Here is a 19,384-nt window from a genome sequence, read left to right as displayed (position 1 = left end):
GATCGGCAACCTTTCAGGAGGACGTCCTTGTTTAGCGCCATCGCGCGGATCTTCCGCACGCCCGACCTGCGTCGGAAGATCGGTTTCACCCTCGCCATCGTCGCCATCTACCGGCTCGGCTCGAATGTGCCTGCTCCGTTCGTGAACTTCCCGAACGTCGAGGAGTGCCTCGCGCTGAACTCCGGGACAGAGGGACTCCTCGGGCTCGTCAACCTGTTCTCGGGTGGCGCGCTCCTCCAACTCTCGATCTTCGCGCTCGGCGTCATGCCGTACATCACGGCGACGATCATCACGCAGCTCCTTCGCGTCGTGATCCCTCACTTCGAGGCTCTGCACAAGGAGGGTCAGGCCGGCCAGGCCCGCCTGACCCAGTACACCCGGTACCTCACGATCGCGCTGGCGCTTCTGCAGTCGACCACGCTCGTGACCGTGGCCCGCAGCGGCCAGCTCTTCGGCACGACCGACATCGCGGCGTGCCAGAACCTCCTCACCAACGACGTGTGGTGGGCGCAGCTGCTCATGATCATGACCATGACCGCAGGCACCGGACTCATCATGTGGTTCGCCGAGCTCGTCACCGAGCGCGGCATCGGCAACGGCATGTCGCTGCTCATCTTCACCTCGATCGCCGCCACCTTCCCCGGCGCCATGTGGCTCATCTGGGAGAGCAAGGGCTTCGAGGTCTTCCTCCTGGTGCTCCTGGTCGGAATCATCGTGATGGCGCTCGTCGTGTTCGTCGAGCAGTCCCAGCGGCGCATCCCGGTGCAGTACGCCAAGCGCATGGTCGGTCGTCGCACCTACGGCGGCACCAACACCTACATCCCGATCAAGGTCAACATGGCCGGCGTGATCCCTGTGATCTTCGCCTCGTCGCTGCTGTACATCCCTGCGCTCATCGCGCAGTTCAACACTCCGCAGGACGGCTCCGAGCCGGCCGCATGGGTGACCTGGATCAGCGCGAACTTCACGACAGGCAACAGCCCCATCTACATGGCGGTGTACTTCCTGCTGATCATCGGCTTCACGTACTTCTACGTCGCGATCACCTTCAACCCCGTCGAGGTCGCAGACAACATGAAGAAGTACGGCGGGTTCATCCCCGGCATCCGTGCCGGTCGTCCCACCGCCGAGTACCTCGACTACGTGCTCACCCGCATCACGCTTCCCGGTTCGATCTACCTCGGCCTGATCGCGCTGATCCCGCTGATCGCTCTCGCCACCGTCGGCGCCAACCAGAACTTCCCGTTCGGCGGCGCGTCGATCCTCATCATCGTGGGTGTCGGTCTCGAGACGGTCAAGCAGATCGACGCCCAGCTGCAGCAGCGTCACTACGAAGGGCTCCTCCGATGACTCGATCAGCTCGTCTTCTCATCGTCGGTCCGCAGGGCTCGGGCAAAGGCACCCAGGGTGTCCGCATCGCCGAGTCGTACGGCATCCCGGTCGTCTCGACCGGAGACATCTTCCGCGCGAACATCAAAGAGGGCACGCCGCTCGGCCAGCAGGTCACGGCCGTCCTCGACAAGGGCGACCTCGTTCCCGACGAGCTGACCAGCGAGATCGTTCGCGATCGCCTGTCGCAGGACGACGCCGCGAACGGCTTCCTTCTCGACGGCTACCCGCGCAACGCCGCTCAGGTGCAGCATCTCGACGCGTTCCTGGCCGCTCGCGGCGAGTCGCTCGACGCCGTCATCCTTCTCGACGTTCCCCGCGAGGAGAGCATCGAGCGGTTGAAGCTCCGTGCGGCCGAGCAGGGCCGTTCGGACGACACCGACGAGGCCATCGCGCACCGCCTGGACATCTACGAGCACGAGACGGCCCCGATCCTCGAGGTCTACGGGCCCCGTGGCATCGTCGACCGGATCGACGGCGTCGGCTCCCTCGACGAGATCACCGAGCGCGTCTTCGCGGCTCTCGTCGCTCGCGGCCTGCGTCTCGCGGCCTGAACACCGCGCGATGTTCCGCAAGTCGATCTACAAGAATCCGGCTCAGCTGCGAGCGATGGTCGAGCCCGGCCTCATCACTGCCGCGGCGCTGGACGCCGTCCGGCCGTTGATCCGACCGGGGGTCACGACCCTCGAGCTCGACGCCGAGGCCAACCGCGTGATCCTCGCCCGTGGTGCCGAGTCGAACTTCCAGCTGGTTCGCGGCTACAAGCACACCACGTGCATCTCGGTCAACGAACAGGTCGTGCACGGCATCCCCGGCGAGCGGATCCTGCAGGCAGGCGACATCGTGTCGATCGACTGCGGGGCGCAGTTCCAAGGGTGGAACGGCGACAGCGCGATCACGGTGGTCGTCCCCGATGACACGCGCCCCGAGCTCGTCGCGCAGCGGCAGGAGCTGTCGCGCGTGACAGAGGGGTCCATGTGGGCCGGTATCGCCGCAATGGCGTCCGCTTCTCACCTGGGTGACATCGGCGCCGCCATCCAGGGTTACATCGAGGCTCAGGGACCGTCAGCCGTTTCGGGGGAGACCTACGGCATCCTGCGCGAGTACGTCGGCCACGGCATCGGTCGCAAGATGCACGAGGCGCCGAGCGTCTTCAACTACCGCACGCCCGATCCCGGTGCAGAGGTGAAGCCCGGTCTGGTGCTGGCCATCGAGCCGATGGTGACCGCCGGGAGCGACGAGACCTTCGTCGAGGACGACGACTGGACCGTCTCGACGGTCGACGGCACCGACGGATCGCACTGGGAACACAGCGTCGCCCTGCACGAGGACGGCATCTGGGTGCTCACCGCCCCCGACGGGGGAGCGGCAGGCCTCGCACCCTTCGGCGTGACGCCGACGCCCATCGCCTGACCTCTCGCCCCTCTCAGACGCGGCGGGAACTGTGATCCTGCACGCGATCACAACGTGCGCATAGGTTTCTCCGGGCACAATGGGTGTATGGGTGCGCATGCACCCGAAGACTTCAGGCCGGGTCCGCCACGTCGGGCCTCGACAGAAACGGAAAGCAATGGCAGCCGCGAAGAGCAACACCAACTGGTTCGTGATCGGCGTCTCGGCGGCAGTGGTGGTCGTGCTGGCCGTGCTGGCCTTCGTCGTCGTGTTCCTGAACAACCAGGCCACCGACCCCGGCACCGCCCCGCAGAGCTCCATCATCAACGAGGAGACCGGGGCCATCTCGTTCGGCTCCGGCGAGGACGAGATCGACACCTACGTCGACTTCATGTGCCCCGTGTGCGGACAGTTCGAGGACGCCTACGGCGAGCAGCTGCAGGCAGCAGCCGCTGACGACAAGATCACGCTCAACATCCACCCCGTGTCGATCCTCAACAGGCTCTCGACGACCGGGGAGTTCTCCTCGCTGTCGGCCGGCTCGATGTACTGCGTCGCCGCAGAGGCTCCCGACGCGACTCTGGACTACTTCAACCTGCTGTTCGCGAACCAGCCCGAGGAGAACTCCGCCGGACTCAGCGCCGAGGAGCTGAGCGCCCTTGCCGAGCAGGCAGGAGCGGGGGCCGCGGCGGACTGCATCGCCGACGGCACCTACAACAAGTTCGCCGACTCCCAGACCAAGGCGCACGAGATCTCGGGGACCCCGACCGTCGAGATCAACGGCACCCGCATCGACAACAGCGAGATCGCCACGGAGTTCGCCAAGATCCTCGGCTGATCCGCGTCAGTCGCACAACGGGAGTTCCGGCATCCTGGCCAGGTTGCCGGAACTCCCGTTGTCGGATAACATAGATCCTTGGTGCCTTGCGCCTTGATTCGGCGTGTCTGAATCGGCAGAAAGCACCGCAATCCAATCACCCACCGCAGATCGACCGGTCTGCAGAAGCGTCAGCGAGGCTATGGCTAAGAAAGACGGTGTCATCGAGATCGAGGGCGTGATCTCCGAGGCTCTGCCCAACGCGATGTTCCGCGTTGAGCTCTCCAACGGACACAAGGTCCTTGCAACGATCTCAGGCAAGATGCGGCAGAACTACATCCGCATCATCCCCGAAGACCGTGTCGTCGTGGAGCTCAGCCCCTACGACCTCACCCGTGGACGAATCGTCTACCGCTACCGCTGATCGGTCGAGAAGTAACACCCCAGGCACTCAGCCTGCCCGGTGAAGACAGCGAATAGGAAACATCATGAAGGTCAACCCCAGCGTCAAGCCCATGTGCGATCACTGCAAGGTGATCCGCCGTCACGGCCGCGTCATGGTCATCTGCAAGAGCAACCCGCGCCACAAGCAGCGCCAGGGCTGAGCGCCCGTCGGCCTGGCCGGCGGACTCTTCGAAGCTGACTCACAACTCAATACACACAACGGCAGGATCAGATCCCACGAGAGTGGGGGACACCTCGGGGCGGAGGCCCGAGCACCGATCCTGCTCCATACCTCCACAACACTCAGGAGAACCGCATGGCACGTCTTGCCGGCGTTGACATCCCGCGCGATAAGCGCGTGGTGATCGCCCTTACCTACATCTACGGCGTGGGCCGTACCCGCTCGGTCGAGATCCTCAAGGCTACGGAGATCGACGAGAGCATCCGCGTGAAGGACCTCAGCGATGACCAGCTGATCGCCCTCCGCGACTACATCGAAGGCACCTACAAGGTGGAGGGTGACCTGCGCCGCGAGGTCGCCGCAGACATCCGCCGCAAGGTCGAGATCGGCTCCTACGAGGGCGTCCGCCACCGTCGTGGCCTCCCGGTCCGTGGTCAGCGCACCAAGACCAACGCCCGTACCCGCAAGGGCCCGAAGCGCACCGTCGCAGGCAAGAAGAAGGCCCGCTAAGCGCGGCCCCCAGGGACTAGGAGAACACTTTCATGGCTGCACCCAAGGCCGCCGCGCGCAAGCCGCGCCGCAAGGAAAAGAAGAACATCGCGCTGGGCCATGCCCACATCAAGTCGACGTTCAACAACACCATCGTTTCGATCACCGACCCGTCCGGCGCTGTCATCAGCTGGGCATCGTCGGGTGGCGTGGGCTTCAAGGGCTCGCGCAAGTCCACCCCCTACGCCGCTGGTCTGGCCGCCGAGTCGGCTGCCCGTCAGGCGCAGGAGCACGGCGTCAAGAAGGTCGACGTCTTCGTCAAGGGACCGGGCTCGGGTCGCGAGACCGCGATCCGTTCGCTGACGGCCGCCGGCCTCGAGGTCGGCTCGATCCAGGACGTCACTCCGCAGGCGCACAACGGTTGCCGCCCGCCGAAGCGCCGCCGCGTCTGATCCGGCTTGTTGAGCCGCTCGGTCCTTCGGGGCCGAGCGGCTCGACGCCCGCCAGCGCGGGCATCGACTCCCAAAACTCAAAACCTCACCCCACCACATGTCATATAGCGGGCATGTGATCGAAAGGAACACAGAGTGCTTATTGCACAGCGTCCCACACTGACCGAGGAAAAGATCGTCGAGAACCGTAGCCGGTTCATCATCGAGCCTCTGGAGCCCGGCTTCGGATACACGATCGGCAATGCGCTTCGTCGCAGCCTGCTGTCGTCGATCCCCGGCGCCGCGGTCACCAGCGTTCGCATCGACGGCGTGCTGCACGAGTTCAGCACCATCCCCGGCGTGAAGGAGGATGTCACCGAGATCATCCTCAACATCAAGCAGCTCGTGGTCTCGTCGGAGCGCGACGAGCCCATCACTGCGTACCTGCGCAAGACCGGTTCGGGCGAAGTGACCGCCGCTGACATCTCGGCTCCGGCCGGTGTCGAGGTCCAGAACCCCGAGCTCGTCATCGCGACGCTCAACGAGACCGCGAAGTTCGAGCTCGAGCTCACGATCGAGCGTGGCCGTGGCTACGTCTCGGCGACGCAGAACCGCAACGAGTACGCCGAGGCCGGTCAGATCCCGATCGACTCGATCTACTCGCCGGTTCTCAAGGTCAGCTACCGCGTCGACGCCACCCGTGCGGGTGAGCGCACCGACTTCGACAAGCTCGTCCTCGACGTCGAGACCAAGTCCGCCATCAGCCCCCGCGACGCTGTCGCTTCGGCTGCGAAGACGCTCACCGAGCTGTTCGGTCTCGCTCGCGAGCTGAACGTCGAGGCTGAGGGCATCGAGATCGGCCCGGCACCGGTGGAGGCAGTGAACTCCAGCGAGCTGTCGATGCCGATCGAGGACCTCGACCTCTCGGTCCGCTCTTACAACTGCCTGAAGCGTGAGGGCATCAACACTGTTTCCGAGCTCGTCGCCCTGTCGGAGACGCAGCTCATGAACATCCGCAATTTCGGCCAGAAGTCGGTCGACGAGGTGCGCGACAAGCTCATCTCGCTCGGTCTGTCGCTCAAGGATTCGGTGCCTGGTTTCGACGGCGCCCACTTCTATGGCGGCAGCGAAGACGAGTCCTTCTGAAACCCGACCTTTCTGACCAGGAGTTAGACGATTATGCCCAAGCCCACTAAGGGTCCCCGCCTCGGAGGCGGCCCCGCACACGAGCGCCTGCTGCTTGCCAACATGGCGGCGCAGCTCTTCATCCACAAGTCGATCAAGACGACCGAGACCAAGGCCAAGCGCCTGCGTCCGCTCGCGGAGCGTCTCATCACGCTCGGCAAGCGCGGCGACCTGAACGCGCGTCGTCGTGCGATGACCGTCCTGCGCACCAACAAGGACGCCGGACACGTGCTCTTCACCGAGATCGCTCCGCTCGTCGCAGACCGTGAGGGTGGCTACACCCGCATCACGAAGGTCGGCAACCGCAAGGGTGACAACGCCCCCATGGCAGTGATCGAGCTCGTTCTCGAGCCCGTCACCCCCAAGGCAAAGTCCACCAAGAAGGCTGCCAAGGCTGAGAAGCCCGCCGAGGTCGTCGAGGAGGCTCCCGCCGAGGAGGCTCCCGTCGAGGAGACCACCGACGCCGGCGCCGAGTCGCAGGCTGAGGGAGAGGCAGCCGAGGCTGCCGCCGAGGACGCTGTCGAGAAGAAGTCCGAGTAAGCACCTCGCTCGTTCGAAGAAGCCCGCCGCCCCGAAAGGGACGGCGGGCTTCTCCGTTTCCGGGCGCTGGAATCAGCGCGTACGCAGATCCTTGCGCAGGATCTTTCCGGATGCGGACTTCGGAATCGCGTCGATGAACTCGACCTGTCGCACTTTCTCGTGAGGTGCGACGTGCGCGGCGACGTGTGCCATCACGGCATCCGCATCGAGTTCCGCGCCCTGCTGCACCACCACGAACGCCTTCGGGACCTCCTGTCCATCGGCGTCCGGCACGCCGATGACAGCCGCATCGGCGATGGACGGATGCTCGAGCAGCACCGCCTCGAGCACTGCCGGCGCGACCTGGTAGCCCTTGTACTTGATGAGCTCCTTGAGCCGGTCGACGATGCGGAAGATGCCGTCGTGGGTCACGGTAGCGACGTCGCCGGTGTGCAGCCAGCCGTCGTCATCGAGCATCTCGGCTGTGGCGTCGGGCCTGTTGAGGTAGCCGGCCATCACCTGGGGCCCGCGGATCAGCAGCTCGCCCGGCTCGCTGGCGCCCTCGTCCGGCGCATCGACGTCGGTGCCGTCTTCTGCGACGAGGCGCGCCTCGGTGTTCGCGAGCAGCATGCCGACCGACGACCGGTCGATGTCCGGTCGGTCGTAGGGGATCGCGTGGGTCACCGGGCTGGTCTCGGTCATGCCGTAGCCCTGGCACACCGTGCAGCCGAGGCGATCAGCGACCGCAGACGCGAGGCCGCCGTCGAGGGGAGCGGCCCCGGAGAAGATGACCTTGATCGCCGAGGTGTCGTACTGGTCGACGAGCGGGTGCTTCGCGAGGGCGACGGCGATCGGCGGCGCGATGAAGACCCAGCTGGTCCGGTGTTCCTGGACGACGCGAAGGAAGTCGGCGAGATCGAACCTGGGCATCGTGACCAGGGCCGCGCGCTGACGCAGCGCGAAGTTCAGCAGCACCGTCATGCCGTAGATGTGGAAGAAGGGCAGGACGGCGAGCACGCGGTCGTCGTCACCGAGAGAGATCGTGGAGCGGCACTGGCTGACATTGGCGATCAGGTTGCGGTGCGTGAGCATGACGCCCTTGGGGCGACCGGTGGTGCCCGAGGAGTACGGGAGCACCGCGAGATGAGTTGCCGGATCGAAGCTCACCTCGGGTGCAGTGCGCCCCTCGCCGAGCAGGGCGGGCAGCGACGGATGCCCGTCGGCGCCGTCGAGGACGATGACGTGGTCGTCGTCGAGGCCCACAGCCGCGGCTGCCGCCTTCGCCCCGGCAAGCAGCGGTGAGACGGTGATGAGCCATGTCGCCTCGGCATCCGTCAGCTGATTCGCGATCTCATCGGGTGTGTAGAGGGAATTGATCGTGGTGGCCGTCGCTCCTGCGCGCAGGATGCCGTGGAAGACCGTCGCGAAGGCAGGGATGTTGGGGCACAACACGCCCACCTTCGTTCCGACGCCCACTCCACGTGCGGCGAGGGCGCCCGCGAACAGGTCGATCTGTGCGATCAGCTGGCGATAGGTCGTGGTGGCGCCGCTGACACCGTCGACGATCGCGATCGCGTCGAGGCGGTCGTCCTCGACATCGCCGAACAGGAAGTCGTGGATCGAGACCGCCGGGATCTCGACATCGGGGTAGGAACTGCGCACCATGAGATCTCCTTCGATCCGGGTCATCGACGACGCCGTCTGATGCGATCCAGTGTCGCACAGGAGGAGACCGGGTCCCAGGGGGATCCTTCGCGCGGCGGTCGGGACGCGGGCCCCCGCAGTGCGGCGCGAGTAAGGGAGCGCGCCTGCGAGTAGGCTGATCCGGTGACTGATGCAGAGACCCTGAGCAGAGGGCCTCGCGCCTATACGGCATTCATCGGCATCGGCCTGATCGCGGGCCTCCTCTCCGGCCTCTTCGGCGTCGGCGGCGGCACGGTGATCGTTCCGCTGCTCGTGCTCTTCCTGCACTTCAACCAGCGGCTCGGCGCAGGCACGTCGCTCGCCGCGATCGTCCCGACCGCGACGGTCGGCGTCGTCTCGTATGCGATCAACGGATCGGTCGCCTGGATCCCCGCGCTGATCCTCGCCGCCGGCTCCGTCGTCGGCGCGCAGATCGGCACCCGGATGCTGCCGAAGATCTCGCAGACCGTGCTGCGCTGGTTCTTCGTCGGCTTCCTCGTCGTCGTCATCGTCAGCCTGTTCCTGGTCATCCCTTCGCGAGACGCGGAGTTCGAGCTGCAGCTGCTCAACGGGATCGCCCTCGTGCTGGTCGGCGTCGCGACCGGCATCCTGGCAGGGCTCATCGGCGTCGGCGGAGGCGTGATCGTCGTGCCGATCCTGATGCTCGCTTTCGGCACGAGCGACCTGGTCGCCAAGGGCACGTCGCTGCTCATGATGATCCCCACCGCGATCTCAGGCACGATCGGCAACCTGCGCAACCGCAACGTCGACCTGCTCGCTGCGGCGCTGGTCGGAGTGTCAGCGTGCACCACCACCGCGCTCGGCGCGTGGTTGGCCACGCTGATCGACCCGCAGGTCGGCAACATGCTGTTCGCGGCATACCTCGTGGTCATCGCGGTGCAGATGGCAATGAAGGCGATCAAGGGACGCAAGAAGAAGGACTGAGCAGCGTTTGATCCGGCCTTCGGGCACCGAGCTCCACGACCGAGAACGTAGGATCGAGGGGTGGCAGTGAACCAAGATCTTCTCGGCCGGGAGTTCCCGCCGACGTCCCCCTATCTCGTCGGTCGCGAGAAGGTGCGCGAGTTCGCGCGCGCGGTCTTCGCCGACGCTCCGCAGCACACCGACGTCGAGGCTGCGCGTGCGGCCGGTTTCGCCGATGTCGTGGCGCCGCCGACCTTCGCGATGGTCATTCAGGATCTCACGCTGCAGCAGTTGCTCGCCGAACCGGACTCGGGCATCGTGCTGGCGCGCACGATCCACGCCGAGCAGAAGTTCGCCTACTCGCGCCCGATCGTGGCGGGCGACGAGCTCACCGGCCGGCTGCGCGTGACCGCCATCCGCATGATGGGTGGCAACGCCATGATCACCAGCGCGGCAGAGATCACGGATGCCGCCGGCGAGCACGTCGTCACCGCCACCAGCGTGCTGCTGGTCGGCGCCGAAGAAGGAGCAGAGTGATGCCGTTCGCTGTCGGAGACGTCGTCGCAGAGCGCACGGTGCACATCACCCGCGAGTCGTTGGTGCGGTACGCGGGAGCATCGGGCGACTTCAACCCGATCCATTACCGTGACGACATCGCCGCCGAGGTGGGTCTGCCCGGCGTCCTCGCGCACGGCATGCTCACGATGGGCATCGCCTCGTCGGTGGTCGTCGCGGCCCTCGAACCGGGCACCCGCATCCTCGACTACGGCGTGCGATTCACCAAGCCGGTCGTGGTCGACCCCGCAGACGGAGCCGACCTTCACGTCGTCGCCACCGTCGGCACCATCGATGAGGAATCGACGCGCATCGACCTCAAGGTCACTTTCGGCGAGACGACGGTCCTCGTCAAGGCGCAGCTGCGCGTCGCCTCCTGATGGGCGACGGCGTGGTGCGCGAGGTCGAGCCGCTCAAGCTGGCCGCTCTGACGACTCTCCGAACGGGTGGGGCACCCGAGCGGATGCTCGACGCGTCGACCACCGCCGAGCTGGTCGACGCGCTCACAGACGTGTGGTCACGCGGCGACGAGTGGTTCGTCCTCGGCGGCGGCTCCAACCTGTTCATCGGTGACGAACCGTTCGAGGGAACCGTCATCCGGATCCTCACCCGCGGCATCGAGGAGCTTCCGTCGCCGCATGCCGGACGCATCCGCCTTCGTGTGCAGGCGGGGCACGGCTGGGACGATCTCGTCGCCTACGCCGTCGAGCACGGGTATGCCGGACTCGAGGCGATGAGCGGAATCCCGGGCACCGTCGGCGCCTCGCCGGTGCAGAACATCGGTGCGTACGGTCAGGAGATCCAAGAGACCCTGGTCGAGGTCGAGCTCATCGATGAGGCGACGGGCGAGGTGTCGGTCGTCCCGGCATCCGAGCTCGGGCTCGGGTTCCGAACCTCCGTGCTCAAGCATCACTACGGCGGTGTGCCGCAGCGCCGTGCCGTCATCCTGTCGGTCACGGTCGATCTTCTCGTCGCCGAAGAGCGCGTCGTCCGCGGCGAGCAGCTGCGCAGGGCGCTGGGACTCGACTCCGACGCCCCTGTGCCGCTCGCGTGGGTGCGGGAGCGGATCCTCGCCACGCGCGCGTCGAAGGGCATGCTGCTCGACGAGAACGACCCCGATACGCACGGCGTCGGCTCGTTCTTCCAGAATGCGATCGTGCCCGAGGTCGTCGCCCGCGCCCTTCCGCCCGAGTGCCCGCGCTGGCCGGTGACCCCTGACCTCGACACCGTCACGGTGATCCCCCTCGCCTGGTACGACGGCTATGTGCCCGCTGCGAAGCCGGAGGCCCCCGACGTGAAGGTGAGTGCCGCCTGGCTGATCGAGCAGGCCGGAATTCGCAAGGGCTTCAAGCTGCCGAGGTCACGGGCATCCGTCTCGACCAAGCACGCTCTCGCCCTCACCAACCGCGGCGGCGCGACTGCCGCCGAGGTCTCCGAGCTCGCCCGCTTCATCCAGAGCCGCGTCCATGCGGAGTTCGGGCTCGTGCTGCAGCCGGAGCCCGTGCTGCTCGGCGTCGAACTCTGAGGTCGTCGGGCCCGTGCAGCGCCGGGCGACCGGCGGCATCGGCCCGACTGACAACGTCGCCCGTTCGCCGTACACTCGCGGCATGAGCGGACCGATCCCCTACCTTCTGTTCCCCGGGAACGCAGCCGAAGCGCTGGAGCACTACCGTTCGGTCTTCGGGGGTGAGCTTCAACTCCTCGACTACGCCGGCGCCGGACGACACGACGGGCCGGGAGATGCGATCGCACACGGCCAGCTCGCGGGGCCGGTCGGGCTCGCGGGTGCGGATGCCGGAGCCGACGATGACGCGGTGCAGATGAGCGGGATGTTCCTGTCGCTGCTCGGCACCGCGGATGCCTCGACGCTGACCAGCTGGTACGACCAGCTGGCCTCGGACGGTCGCGTGATCGACGCCCTGCAGAAGCGCCCCTGGGGCGACTACGACGGCACGGTCATCGATCGCTACGGCATCCGCTGGCTGATCGGATTCCACGACGAGGAATGAGCGCGAGCGGGACTCTGATCATCGAGTCCGGCCATGACGCCGAGACCCCCTCACATGCATGTGGAGTGAGGGGGTCCCGGGTGTCGCGGCAGAGTGGGAGTGCGACTCAGGCGAACAGACGCTGCAGGCGCTGCACGCCCTCGAGGAGCTGGTCGTCGCCGAGCGCGTACGACATGCGGATGTAGCCGGAGGGACCGAACGCCTCGCCGGGAACCACGGCGACCTCTGCCTGCTCGAGGATGAGGTCGGCGAGTTCGAGCGAAGTGGTCGGCGTCTTGCCGCCCCAGGTGCGGCCGAGCAGACCCTGCACGTCGGGGTAGACGTAGAACGCGCCGAGCGGGTTGGGCACGACGAGTCCGTCGATCTTCGACAGCTCCGACACGATCAGGCGGCGACGGCGGTCGAACGCCTCGCGGAACTGCTCGGCCTCGGTCTGGGGGCCGTTGAGTGCGGCGATCGCGGCCTTCTGGGCGACGTTGTTCACGTTGCTCGACAGGTGCGACTGCAGGTTGGCGGCGACCTTGATGGCATCCGCCGGTCCGACCATCCAGCCCACGCGCCAGCCGGTCATCGCGTAGGTCTTCGCGACGCCGTTGACGAGGATCGTCTGGCCGGCCACCTCGGGCACGGCCTCGACGATCGAGGTCGCCTTGACGCCCTCGTAGGTCAGGTTCTGGTAGATCTCGTCGGAGATGACCCAGATCCCGTGCTCGAGAGCCCACTCGCCGATGGCCTTGGTCTCTTCAGCCGTGTAGACGGAGCCCGTGGGGTTCGAGGGGGAGACGAACACGAGCGCGGTGGTGCGCTCGGTGCGAGCGGCCTCGAGCTGCTCGACGGTGACCTTGTAGTCCTGGTCGGCGCCCGCGAACACCTCGACGGGGGTGCCGTCGGCGAGGCGGATCGCCTCGGGGTAGGTGGTCCAGTACGGAGCGGGAAGAAGCACCTCGTCGCCGGGGTTCACCACTGCCTGGAACGCCTGGTACACGGACTGCTTGCCGCCATTGGTCACGATCACCTGGCTCGGTGAGACCTGCAGGCCCGAGTCGCGCAGGGTCTTCGCGGCGATGGCCTCCCGCAGTGCCGGAAGACCCGGAGCCGGGGTGTAGCGGTAGCTCGCCGGGTCGGCGAGAGCCTCGGCCGCTGCGTCGACGATGAACCGCGGCGTCGCGAAGTCGGGCTCGCCCGCGGCATACGAGATGACGGGCTTGCCTTCGGCCTTGAGGGCTTTCGCCTTGGCGTCGACCTTGAGGGTCGCGGATTCGGCGATGGCGGAGAGCTTGCGAGAGAGAGGAGCGCGTTCGGTCACGACTACGAGCGTACTCGGGTGGGGCGACCGGATGACGGGTCGGACGCCGTCAAGAATCGTGGTTCTTTCCGGCGCTCGCCGCGGACTCGACGGGCGCAGCGTCTCGTGCTCGTCGTCGCTGCCGCTGCACGAGGAAGAACGCGCCGATCGCGATCGCGAGGCACGGGAGGCCGAACGGCAGCGTCGCGCGGAACTCGTCGGTGAGCGCGGTCGAGATCGCGATCGCGAGCATCAGCACGGCGCCGACGATCGCGCCCGGCCGGGAACCCCGCACGGAGTACTTCGGCTGCTCGCCGCGCGCGGCCAGGCGGCGGCGGAACGCGACGTGCGTCGCGAAGATCATGAACCACGTGAAGAGCGCGCCGAACATGGAGATCGCGAACATGATCGCGAAGGCATCGGCCGGATTCAGCACGTAGATCACGGTGGCGACCGCGATGCCGCCGGTCGAGAGCAGCAGGGCGTTCAGCGGAGCGCCGTTCCTGCCGACCTGGCCGAACATCCGCGGCGCCTCGCCGGCGCGCGACAGCGAGAACATCATGCGCGTCGAGATGTACAGCTGGCTGTTCATCGCCGACAGTGCGGCGATGATGACGACGAAGTTCAGCACCGAGTCCGCGAAGGGGACGCCGATGACCTGCATGACCGTGACGAACGGACTCGATCCGGAGAGGATCTCGGAGACCGGCGCGATGGAGACGATCAGCGACAGCGTCAGGATGTAGAAGACGAGCAGTCGGACGGCGGTGACCTTGAAGGCCTTCTTGACCGCTCTCTCGGGCTCGGCGGCCTCGCCGGCCGCGACGGCGATCATCTCGATGCTGAGGTAGCTGAAGATCGAGACGATCACGGCGAACCACATGCCGCTCAGGCCGTTCGGCATGAAACCGCCTTCTGTCGCCCAGCTGTGCACTCCGCGCTTCTGGTCGCCCGAGAAGAAGACCAGCCAGCCCGCGACCACGATGAACGCGATGATCGCGAAGACCTTGATCGCCGAGAACCAGTACTCGAGCGTGCCGAAGCTCTTGACGTTCATCGCGTTGACGAGGATCAGTGCTCCGCCGAACAGGATGACCCAGATCCACGGCGGGATGTCGGGGAACCACAGCTGCATGTACTCGCCGACGGCGGTGACCTCGGTGCCGACGGCGAGCACGATGCATGCCCAGTACATGTATCGCACGAGGAACCCGGCGAGTGGCCCGATGTAGTGCTCGGCATAGGCGCCGAACGATCCGGAGGTCGGATGCTGCACGGTCATCTCGGCGAGTCCCGCCATCAGCAGCAGGGCGATCACGCCGCCGATGAGGTAGCTCAGCACGACGCTGGGTCCGGCGAATCCGATGGCGAACCTGCTGCCGAGGAACAGGCCTGTGCCGATCGCGCCGCCGAGCGCGATCATGCCGAGCTGCCGCGCCGTGAGGGCTTTCTGCAGACCGATCTCTCGGGTCTGGATGTCGGAGAATTCAGCCATGGCTGTCCTTCCAGCGTCGTTGCATTCGGGTGAGGAGCGCCGCCGTGGCCTTCTTCGGACCCGTGCGCGACGAGAGTCTTGCAAGGATTCGACCTCGATGGCACAGTCATGAAGATGATTCGAGATGTTTCCGAATTCTCGAATCCTGTTCGAGCTGGGGCGCGAAAAAGGGGGACGATGATGTTCACGGTGACGGATGGCGACCGACGGATCCTGCACGAGCTGTCTCGGGACGGACGGCTGTCGAACAAGGAGTTGGCGGCCCGTGTCGGACTCCCGCCGTCGACGTGCCATGGTCGTGTGCGCCTGCTCGAGGACGCCGGGGTGATCCGCGGCTACCGTGCAGTCGTCGACCCGCAGGCGGCGGGGGCGGCGATCAGCGCGCTGGTGTCGGTCGCGGTGCTCGACCACGCGCGCAGTCAGGTCACCGATCTCGTTCCGCTCATGCGAGCGCTGCCCGGGGTGCAGCAGGTCTTCCTCCTGGGCGGCGACCGCGACCTCGTGATCCACGTCGCTGTCGCCGACGTGCCCGCCCTGCGCGAGTTCATCAGAGTCAACATCGGGGCGCACCCTGACCTCGGCCAATCGCAGACGCACCTCGTATTCGAGCACGCCGTCGGCCTGGCCTCGGCATGAGCGGCGGGGCAGGGCGCCGTGGTCCGGCCGCTACGCTGAATGCTCATGAGTGCGGACGGGATGCCGATGGATGCTGACGAGCTGACGCCTGAGGCCGGAGTCCGGCCGCAGCACCTCATCGTGACGGTGTTCGGTCGATATGTCCGTGCGCACGGGGGCGAGATCCGCATCGCCGCCCTCATCGAGATGATGTCCGCGCTGGGCATCGACCCCGGTGTCGTGCGCTCTTCGGTCTCGAGGTTGAAGCAGCGCGGGATCCTCGTGAGCGAAGGGGGAGGCGCCTACCGGCTGTCGTCGTCGTTGGAAGGCGTCTTCGCGGCCGGCGATCGCCGAATCTTCGAATCGCGGAGAGCCGAGACCGCCGATCCCTGGCTACTCGCCTCCTTCAGTGTTCCCGAGAGTGAGCGGCCGCTGCGCCATCAGCTGCGCAAGCTCCTGCAGCGGCTGGGCTTCGGGCAGGTCAGCGGAGGGCTCTGGATCGCTCCGGGCCTGATCGCTGAAGAGACCAGGACGGCGCTGCAGGGCACCGGTCTCGACGGCTACGTCGAGCTGTTCCTCGGCTCGAGGGTATCGTCGGACCCGCTCGACGAGGCCGTGCGTGAGTGGTGGGACCTCCAGGCGATGGAGCCGCTCTACCGGGGGTTCGTCGAAGCCTTCGGGGCTGTGATCGGCGAGACCGACGAGCGACTCGCATTCGCGGCTCACGTGCGCGCAATCACACAGTGGCGTCGTCTGGTCTATCTGGATCCGGGTCTGCCGCTCGGGCTGCTTCCGGACGGGTGGATCGGCGTCGAGGCGGCCCGCGTCTTCGCCGAGCTCCACTCGGGCCTGGAGCCGTCGGCCGAGCGATTCGTGACATCCGTGATGACCTGACACTGCATATCGGTATCGCACTTGCGTGACGGTCGTCACATGTGTGACACTTCTTCGACACGGAGCGAAGGAGCTTTCATGACCGAGCACGAACTGCGCTGGGACAGAGTCCCGCAGGTCACCCGCAGCGGAGAAGAAGACACGCAGACGATGTCGTCGGGCGGGTGCGTCCGCGTCTCAGGCGTGGGACCGCAGCACACCGAGGCCACGAAGATCTGGTTCGGCCAGGTGTCGAACGATCCGGGCTACCGGTCGCTCCCGCACCACCACGGCGAGGCCGAGACCGGCGGATACGTGCTCCGCGGCACGGGCCGCATCTACTTCGGCGAGGGCTATCGCGAATACCTCGACATGACGGCCGGTGACTGGGTCTTCGTGCCTCCGTTCATGCCGCACGTCGAAGCCAACATGTCGGTGACCGAGGAGCTCGTCTGGCTCACGACACGCACCCCCGACAACATCGTGGTGAACCTCGACGACGTCGACGACTCGACGCTCGAGGGCTTCCGTCGCGTATGAGCACCTCTGCCACGTTCCATCGGGCGATCGCCCTGACCGAAGTGATGACGACACGAGCCGATCGTGCGTTCGCGGCCCAGCCGCAGCCGGTGCCGTGGCCCAAGGCCTACGGCGGAGATCTGGTCGCCCAGAGCGTGGCTGCGGCACTCCGCACGGTGGGCGACGACCGGTCCCTCCACTCCGTGCACAGCACGTTCCTGCGCGGTGTCGATGTGGCGGAGCCCGTGCACTACGAGGTCGAGATGATCCGCGACGGCAGGGGGTTCTCGACTCGGCACGTGCGAGGTCATCAGCACGGAAAGCTGGCGTTCATGGCGACCGCGTCGTTCCATGTGTCCGAGGCCTTCCCCGAGCATGCTCCGCCGATGCCGGAGGTGCCCATGCCCGAGCTGCTGCTCTCGTCAGCCGAAGTGCTCTCGGGCGTCGACGGCGCCGACGTCGAGTACTGGTCGCACGGCCGCAGCTTCGACATGCGGCATGTGCCCGGCAGCGTCTACCTCGAGATCGAGGGAGAGCGCACGGCGCATCAGGCGGTCTGGGTGCGCGCCTTCTCCCGGCTCGACGACGACCCGCGCACCCACCAGTTGGCGATCGCCTACGTCTGCGACTACACGATCCTCGAGCCGGTGCTGCGTGTGCTCGGACTCCCTTGGCGCACCGAGGGGCTGGTGACGGCCAGTCTCGATCACGCCATGTGGTTCCACACAGTCGCTCGTGCTGATGAATGGCTGCTCTATGCGCAGGAGTCCGCGTCGATCTCCGACGGCCGCGGTCTCGGCCTCGGGCGGTTCTACACCCGTGACGGGCGGCTCGTCGCCACCGTCGCGCAGGAGGGGATGATCCGCCCGGGTCGTCCGCTCTGACCACATCTCCACTCCAGTCCGAAGGGACCAGCAATGACGCTTTCCCCCTCAGCGCACGTCGACACCTTCACGCGCGATGCGCTGCCACCGGCCCACCTCTGGCCCACCCTCGAGTTCACGATCCCCGACGTCCAGTACCCCGAGCGGCTGAACGCCGCGGTCGAGCTTCTCGACCGCACCATCGACAGGTTCGGCGCAGACCGCCCGGCGATCCTGCTCGCCGACGGCACATCCTGGAGCTACCGGGAACTGCGCGCGCGCGTCGACCAGTTCGCTCAGGTCCTCACCGAGGACCTCGGCCTCGTTCCGGGCAACAGGGTGCTCCTGCGAATGCTCAACGGCCCGTGGACCGTAGTCTGCTGGCTCGGCGCGCTCAAGGCGGGAATGGTCGTCGTCACGACGATGGTGGCGTGGCGTGCAAGAGAACTGCGCCCGATCGCCGAGCGAGTGCGTCCCGCCGTCGCGGTGGTGGATCATCGAGGCGTGACCGACGCCGAGGCGGCGTTCGCCGAGCTGGCCGTCGCGCCCGCCGTGCTCGTCTTCGGGGGCGACGACGATGCACTGATCCGTGCCTGCGAGGCCAAGAGCGGCCACTTCACGCCGGTCGACACTGCGGCCGACGATGTCGCTCTCCTGGGCGCCACCAGCGGCACCACCGGCGTGCCGAAGATCACGATGCACTTCCACCGAGACATCCTCGCCAACGCCGACACCTTCGCTCGCCACGTGCTGCACCTCACCTCGGATGACGTGAGCGCGAGCACGGCGCCGCTCGCATTCACCTTCGGCCTCGGCGGCAACGTCGTGTTCCCCCTGCGCACCGGAGGAGCCATGGTTCTCGTCGAGCGCGCGACCCCGGTCGAACTCGCCAAGCTCATCGAACCGCTCGGCATCTCCGTGCTCTACACGGCTCCGACCGGGTATCGCAGTGTGATCAAAGAAGGACTGGCCGCTGAGCTGCGCCGTCTGCGCATCGCCGTCGCCGCGGGCGAGCACCTCACGATCTCGACCTTCGATGCGGTCGAGGCCGCCAGCGGACTCCGACTGGTCAACGGCATCGGCGCGACCGAGATGCTGCACGTGTTCATCTCGGCATCGGGCGACGACATCCGTCCCGGAGCCACGGGGCGAGCCGTGCCCGGCTACCGGGCCGTGATCCTCGATGACGACGGGCGCGAGCTCGGGGTCGGCGAGCCCGGGCGTCTGGGTGTGATCGGGCCGACCGGATGCCGCTACCTCGACGACGAGCGTCAGAGCGTCTACGTGCACGACGGCTGGAACATCACCGGCGACACATTCGTGCAAGACGAAGACGGCTACTTCACATTCCAGGCCCGCAACGACTCGATGATCGTGACGGCCGGATACAACGTCGGGGCTCCCGAGGTCGAGGAGGTCGTGCTCGGACACCCGGATGTTCTCGAGTGCGCCGTCGTGGGCTGCCCCGATCCCGAGCGCGGCATGATCGTCGCGGCATTCGTCGTCCCGCGCGACGGCGTCTCACCGTCCGCCGAGCTCACGACGAGCATCCTCGATCACGTCAAATCCCGACTGGCCGTCTACAAGTGCCCGCGTCGGGTCGACTACCTGACCGAGCTGCCCCGCAATCCCAGCGGCAAGGTGCAGCACTTCATCCTCCGCGAACGCGCGGCCGCCTCGGCCGACGTCGCCGTCACAGAAACCCGAGGAGCCTGA

The 19,384-nt window shown here is 66.7% G+C and carries 23 protein-coding genes; 20 read left to right on the top strand and 3 right to left on the bottom strand.

The genetic code is table 11. From position 1 onward, the window contains the following. The first annotated feature begins 27 nt into the window (after window positions 1–27). The 10 genes from secY to rplQ all read left to right on the top strand — a co-directional run bounded on the left by secY (window position 28) and on the right by rplQ (window position 6,868). A complete protein-coding gene (secY, locus tag ASF87_RS02230) occupies window positions 28–1,350 on the top strand; it encodes a preprotein translocase subunit SecY (RefSeq protein WP_042538786.1) in 1,323 nt (440 codons plus the stop codon). Continuing rightward, window positions 1,347–1,943, top strand: coding sequence for an adenylate kinase (locus ASF87_RS02225; RefSeq protein WP_056373845.1), 597 nt, complete (start codon window positions 1,347–1,349; stop codon window positions 1,941–1,943). Before secY ends, ASF87_RS02225 begins: the two co-directional genes overlap by 4 nt. Before the next feature lie 10 nt (window positions 1,944–1,953). After that, the gene (gene map / locus ASF87_RS02220; RefSeq protein WP_056373843.1) at window positions 1,954–2,802 is read left to right on the top strand and encodes a type I methionyl aminopeptidase; all 849 of its coding nucleotides are present in this window, start codon (window positions 1,954–1,956) and stop codon (window positions 2,800–2,802) included. A 157-nt stretch (window positions 2,803–2,959) separates the two neighbouring features. Continuing rightward, a complete protein-coding gene (locus ASF87_RS02215; protein ID WP_056373841.1) occupies window positions 2,960–3,619 on the top strand; it encodes a DsbA family protein in 660 nt (219 codons plus the stop codon). A gap of 181 nt (window positions 3,620–3,800) precedes the next feature. Then, a complete protein-coding gene (gene infA, locus ASF87_RS02210) occupies window positions 3,801–4,022 on the top strand; it encodes a translation initiation factor IF-1 (RefSeq protein ID WP_017201569.1) in 222 nt (73 codons plus the stop codon). Window positions 4,023–4,086: 64 nt separating this feature from the next. After that, window positions 4,087–4,203 (top strand): 50S ribosomal protein L36, encoded by a 117-nt coding sequence (rpmJ, locus tag ASF87_RS02205; RefSeq protein WP_033106073.1) that lies wholly within the window; start codon window positions 4,087–4,089, stop codon window positions 4,201–4,203. Between the two features lie 155 nt (window positions 4,204–4,358). Next, the gene (rpsM, locus tag ASF87_RS02200; RefSeq protein WP_042538794.1) at window positions 4,359–4,733 is read left to right on the top strand and encodes a 30S ribosomal protein S13; all 375 of its coding nucleotides are present in this window, start codon (window positions 4,359–4,361) and stop codon (window positions 4,731–4,733) included. 32 nt (window positions 4,734–4,765) lie between these two features. Next, window positions 4,766–5,164 carry a 30S ribosomal protein S11 gene (rpsK, locus tag ASF87_RS02195; protein WP_042538796.1) on the top strand — a complete coding sequence of 133 codons (399 nt, stop codon included), beginning with the start codon at window positions 4,766–4,768 and terminating at the stop codon, window positions 5,162–5,164. Between the two features lie 135 nt (window positions 5,165–5,299). Next, the gene (locus tag ASF87_RS02190; protein WP_042538798.1) at window positions 5,300–6,289 is read left to right on the top strand and encodes a DNA-directed RNA polymerase subunit alpha; all 990 of its coding nucleotides are present in this window, start codon (window positions 5,300–5,302) and stop codon (window positions 6,287–6,289) included. A 33-nt stretch (window positions 6,290–6,322) separates the two neighbouring features. Beyond that, on the top strand, window positions 6,323–6,868 hold the full coding sequence (gene rplQ / locus ASF87_RS02185; protein WP_056373840.1) for a 50S ribosomal protein L17: 546 nt from the start codon (window positions 6,323–6,325) through the stop codon (window positions 6,866–6,868). A 72-nt stretch (window positions 6,869–6,940) separates the two neighbouring features. On the opposite strand, the gene ASF87_RS02180 is transcribed toward rplQ, so the two are convergent. Then, window positions 6,941–8,512 (bottom strand): AMP-binding protein, encoded by a 1,572-nt coding sequence (locus ASF87_RS02180; protein WP_056376293.1) that lies wholly within the window; start codon window positions 8,510–8,512, stop codon window positions 6,941–6,943. A gap of 162 nt (window positions 8,513–8,674) precedes the next feature. Between ASF87_RS02180 and ASF87_RS02175 the strand changes: the two genes are divergently transcribed. From ASF87_RS02175 to ASF87_RS02155, 5 genes are all read left to right on the top strand, one after another. Continuing rightward, entirely contained in the window at window positions 8,675–9,475 is an 801-nt protein-coding gene (locus tag ASF87_RS02175) for a sulfite exporter TauE/SafE family protein (RefSeq protein ID WP_056373838.1), read from the top strand. Between the two features lie 60 nt (window positions 9,476–9,535). Then, entirely contained in the window at window positions 9,536–9,991 is a 456-nt protein-coding gene (locus tag ASF87_RS02170; RefSeq protein WP_056373836.1) for an FAS1-like dehydratase domain-containing protein, read from the top strand. Then, window positions 9,991–10,389, top strand: a complete 399-nt coding sequence (locus ASF87_RS02165; RefSeq protein ID WP_056373834.1) for a MaoC/PaaZ C-terminal domain-containing protein — start codon at window positions 9,991–9,993, stop codon at window positions 10,387–10,389. Before ASF87_RS02170 ends, ASF87_RS02165 begins: the two co-directional genes overlap by 1 nt. Beyond that, window positions 10,389–11,534, top strand: a complete 1,146-nt coding sequence (locus tag ASF87_RS02160) for a UDP-N-acetylmuramate dehydrogenase (RefSeq protein WP_442922790.1) — start codon at window positions 10,389–10,391, stop codon at window positions 11,532–11,534. The genes ASF87_RS02165 and ASF87_RS02160 overlap by 1 nt, the downstream gene beginning before the upstream one ends. A gap of 82 nt (window positions 11,535–11,616) precedes the next feature. Further along, window positions 11,617–12,018 carry a VOC family protein gene (locus ASF87_RS02155; RefSeq protein WP_042538820.1) on the top strand — a complete coding sequence of 134 codons (402 nt, stop codon included), beginning with the start codon at window positions 11,617–11,619 and terminating at the stop codon, window positions 12,016–12,018. A 106-nt stretch (window positions 12,019–12,124) separates the two neighbouring features. Here ASF87_RS02155 and ASF87_RS02150 read toward each other — a convergent pair whose 3' ends face one another. Then, the gene (locus ASF87_RS02150) at window positions 12,125–13,324 is read right to left on the bottom strand and encodes a pyridoxal phosphate-dependent aminotransferase (RefSeq protein WP_056373832.1); all 1,200 of its coding nucleotides are present in this window, start codon (window positions 13,322–13,324) and stop codon (window positions 12,125–12,127) included. A gap of 49 nt (window positions 13,325–13,373) precedes the next feature. Then, a complete protein-coding gene (locus tag ASF87_RS02145; RefSeq protein ID WP_056373831.1) occupies window positions 13,374–14,798 on the bottom strand; it encodes an amino acid permease in 1,425 nt (474 codons plus the stop codon). Between the two features lie 177 nt (window positions 14,799–14,975). Here ASF87_RS02145 and ASF87_RS02140 point away from each other — a divergent pair, with 177 nt between their 5' ends. The 5 genes from ASF87_RS02140 (at window position 14,976) to ASF87_RS02120 (ending at window position 19,384) form a co-directional block, all read left to right on the top strand. Beyond that, the gene (locus tag ASF87_RS02140; RefSeq protein ID WP_056373829.1) at window positions 14,976–15,434 is read left to right on the top strand and encodes an Lrp/AsnC family transcriptional regulator; all 459 of its coding nucleotides are present in this window, start codon (window positions 14,976–14,978) and stop codon (window positions 15,432–15,434) included. 45 nt (window positions 15,435–15,479) lie between these two features. Beyond that, entirely contained in the window at window positions 15,480–16,307 is an 828-nt protein-coding gene (locus ASF87_RS02135; RefSeq protein WP_235558846.1) for a PaaX family transcriptional regulator, read from the top strand. Window positions 16,308–16,385: 78 nt separating this feature from the next. Next, window positions 16,386–16,826 carry a cupin domain-containing protein gene (locus ASF87_RS02130; protein ID WP_056373825.1) on the top strand — a complete coding sequence of 147 codons (441 nt, stop codon included), beginning with the start codon at window positions 16,386–16,388 and terminating at the stop codon, window positions 16,824–16,826. Continuing rightward, window positions 16,823–17,689, top strand: coding sequence for an acyl-CoA thioesterase (locus ASF87_RS02125; protein WP_056373823.1), 867 nt, complete (start codon window positions 16,823–16,825; stop codon window positions 17,687–17,689). The genes ASF87_RS02130 and ASF87_RS02125 overlap by 4 nt, the downstream gene beginning before the upstream one ends. Window positions 17,690–17,722: 33 nt before the next feature. Beyond that, window positions 17,723–19,384 carry an AMP-binding protein gene (locus ASF87_RS02120; protein ID WP_056373820.1) on the top strand — a complete coding sequence of 554 codons (1,662 nt, stop codon included), beginning with the start codon at window positions 17,723–17,725 and terminating at the stop codon, window positions 19,382–19,384.

Origin of the sequence: Microbacterium sp. Leaf161 (genome assembly GCF_001423645.1) — a bacterium.
Lineage (GTDB): Bacteria > Actinomycetota > Actinomycetes > Actinomycetales > Microbacteriaceae > Microbacterium > Microbacterium forte.
Note: the sequence above shows the minus strand (reverse complement) of the source record. Positions and strands in the feature narration are given on the sequence as shown.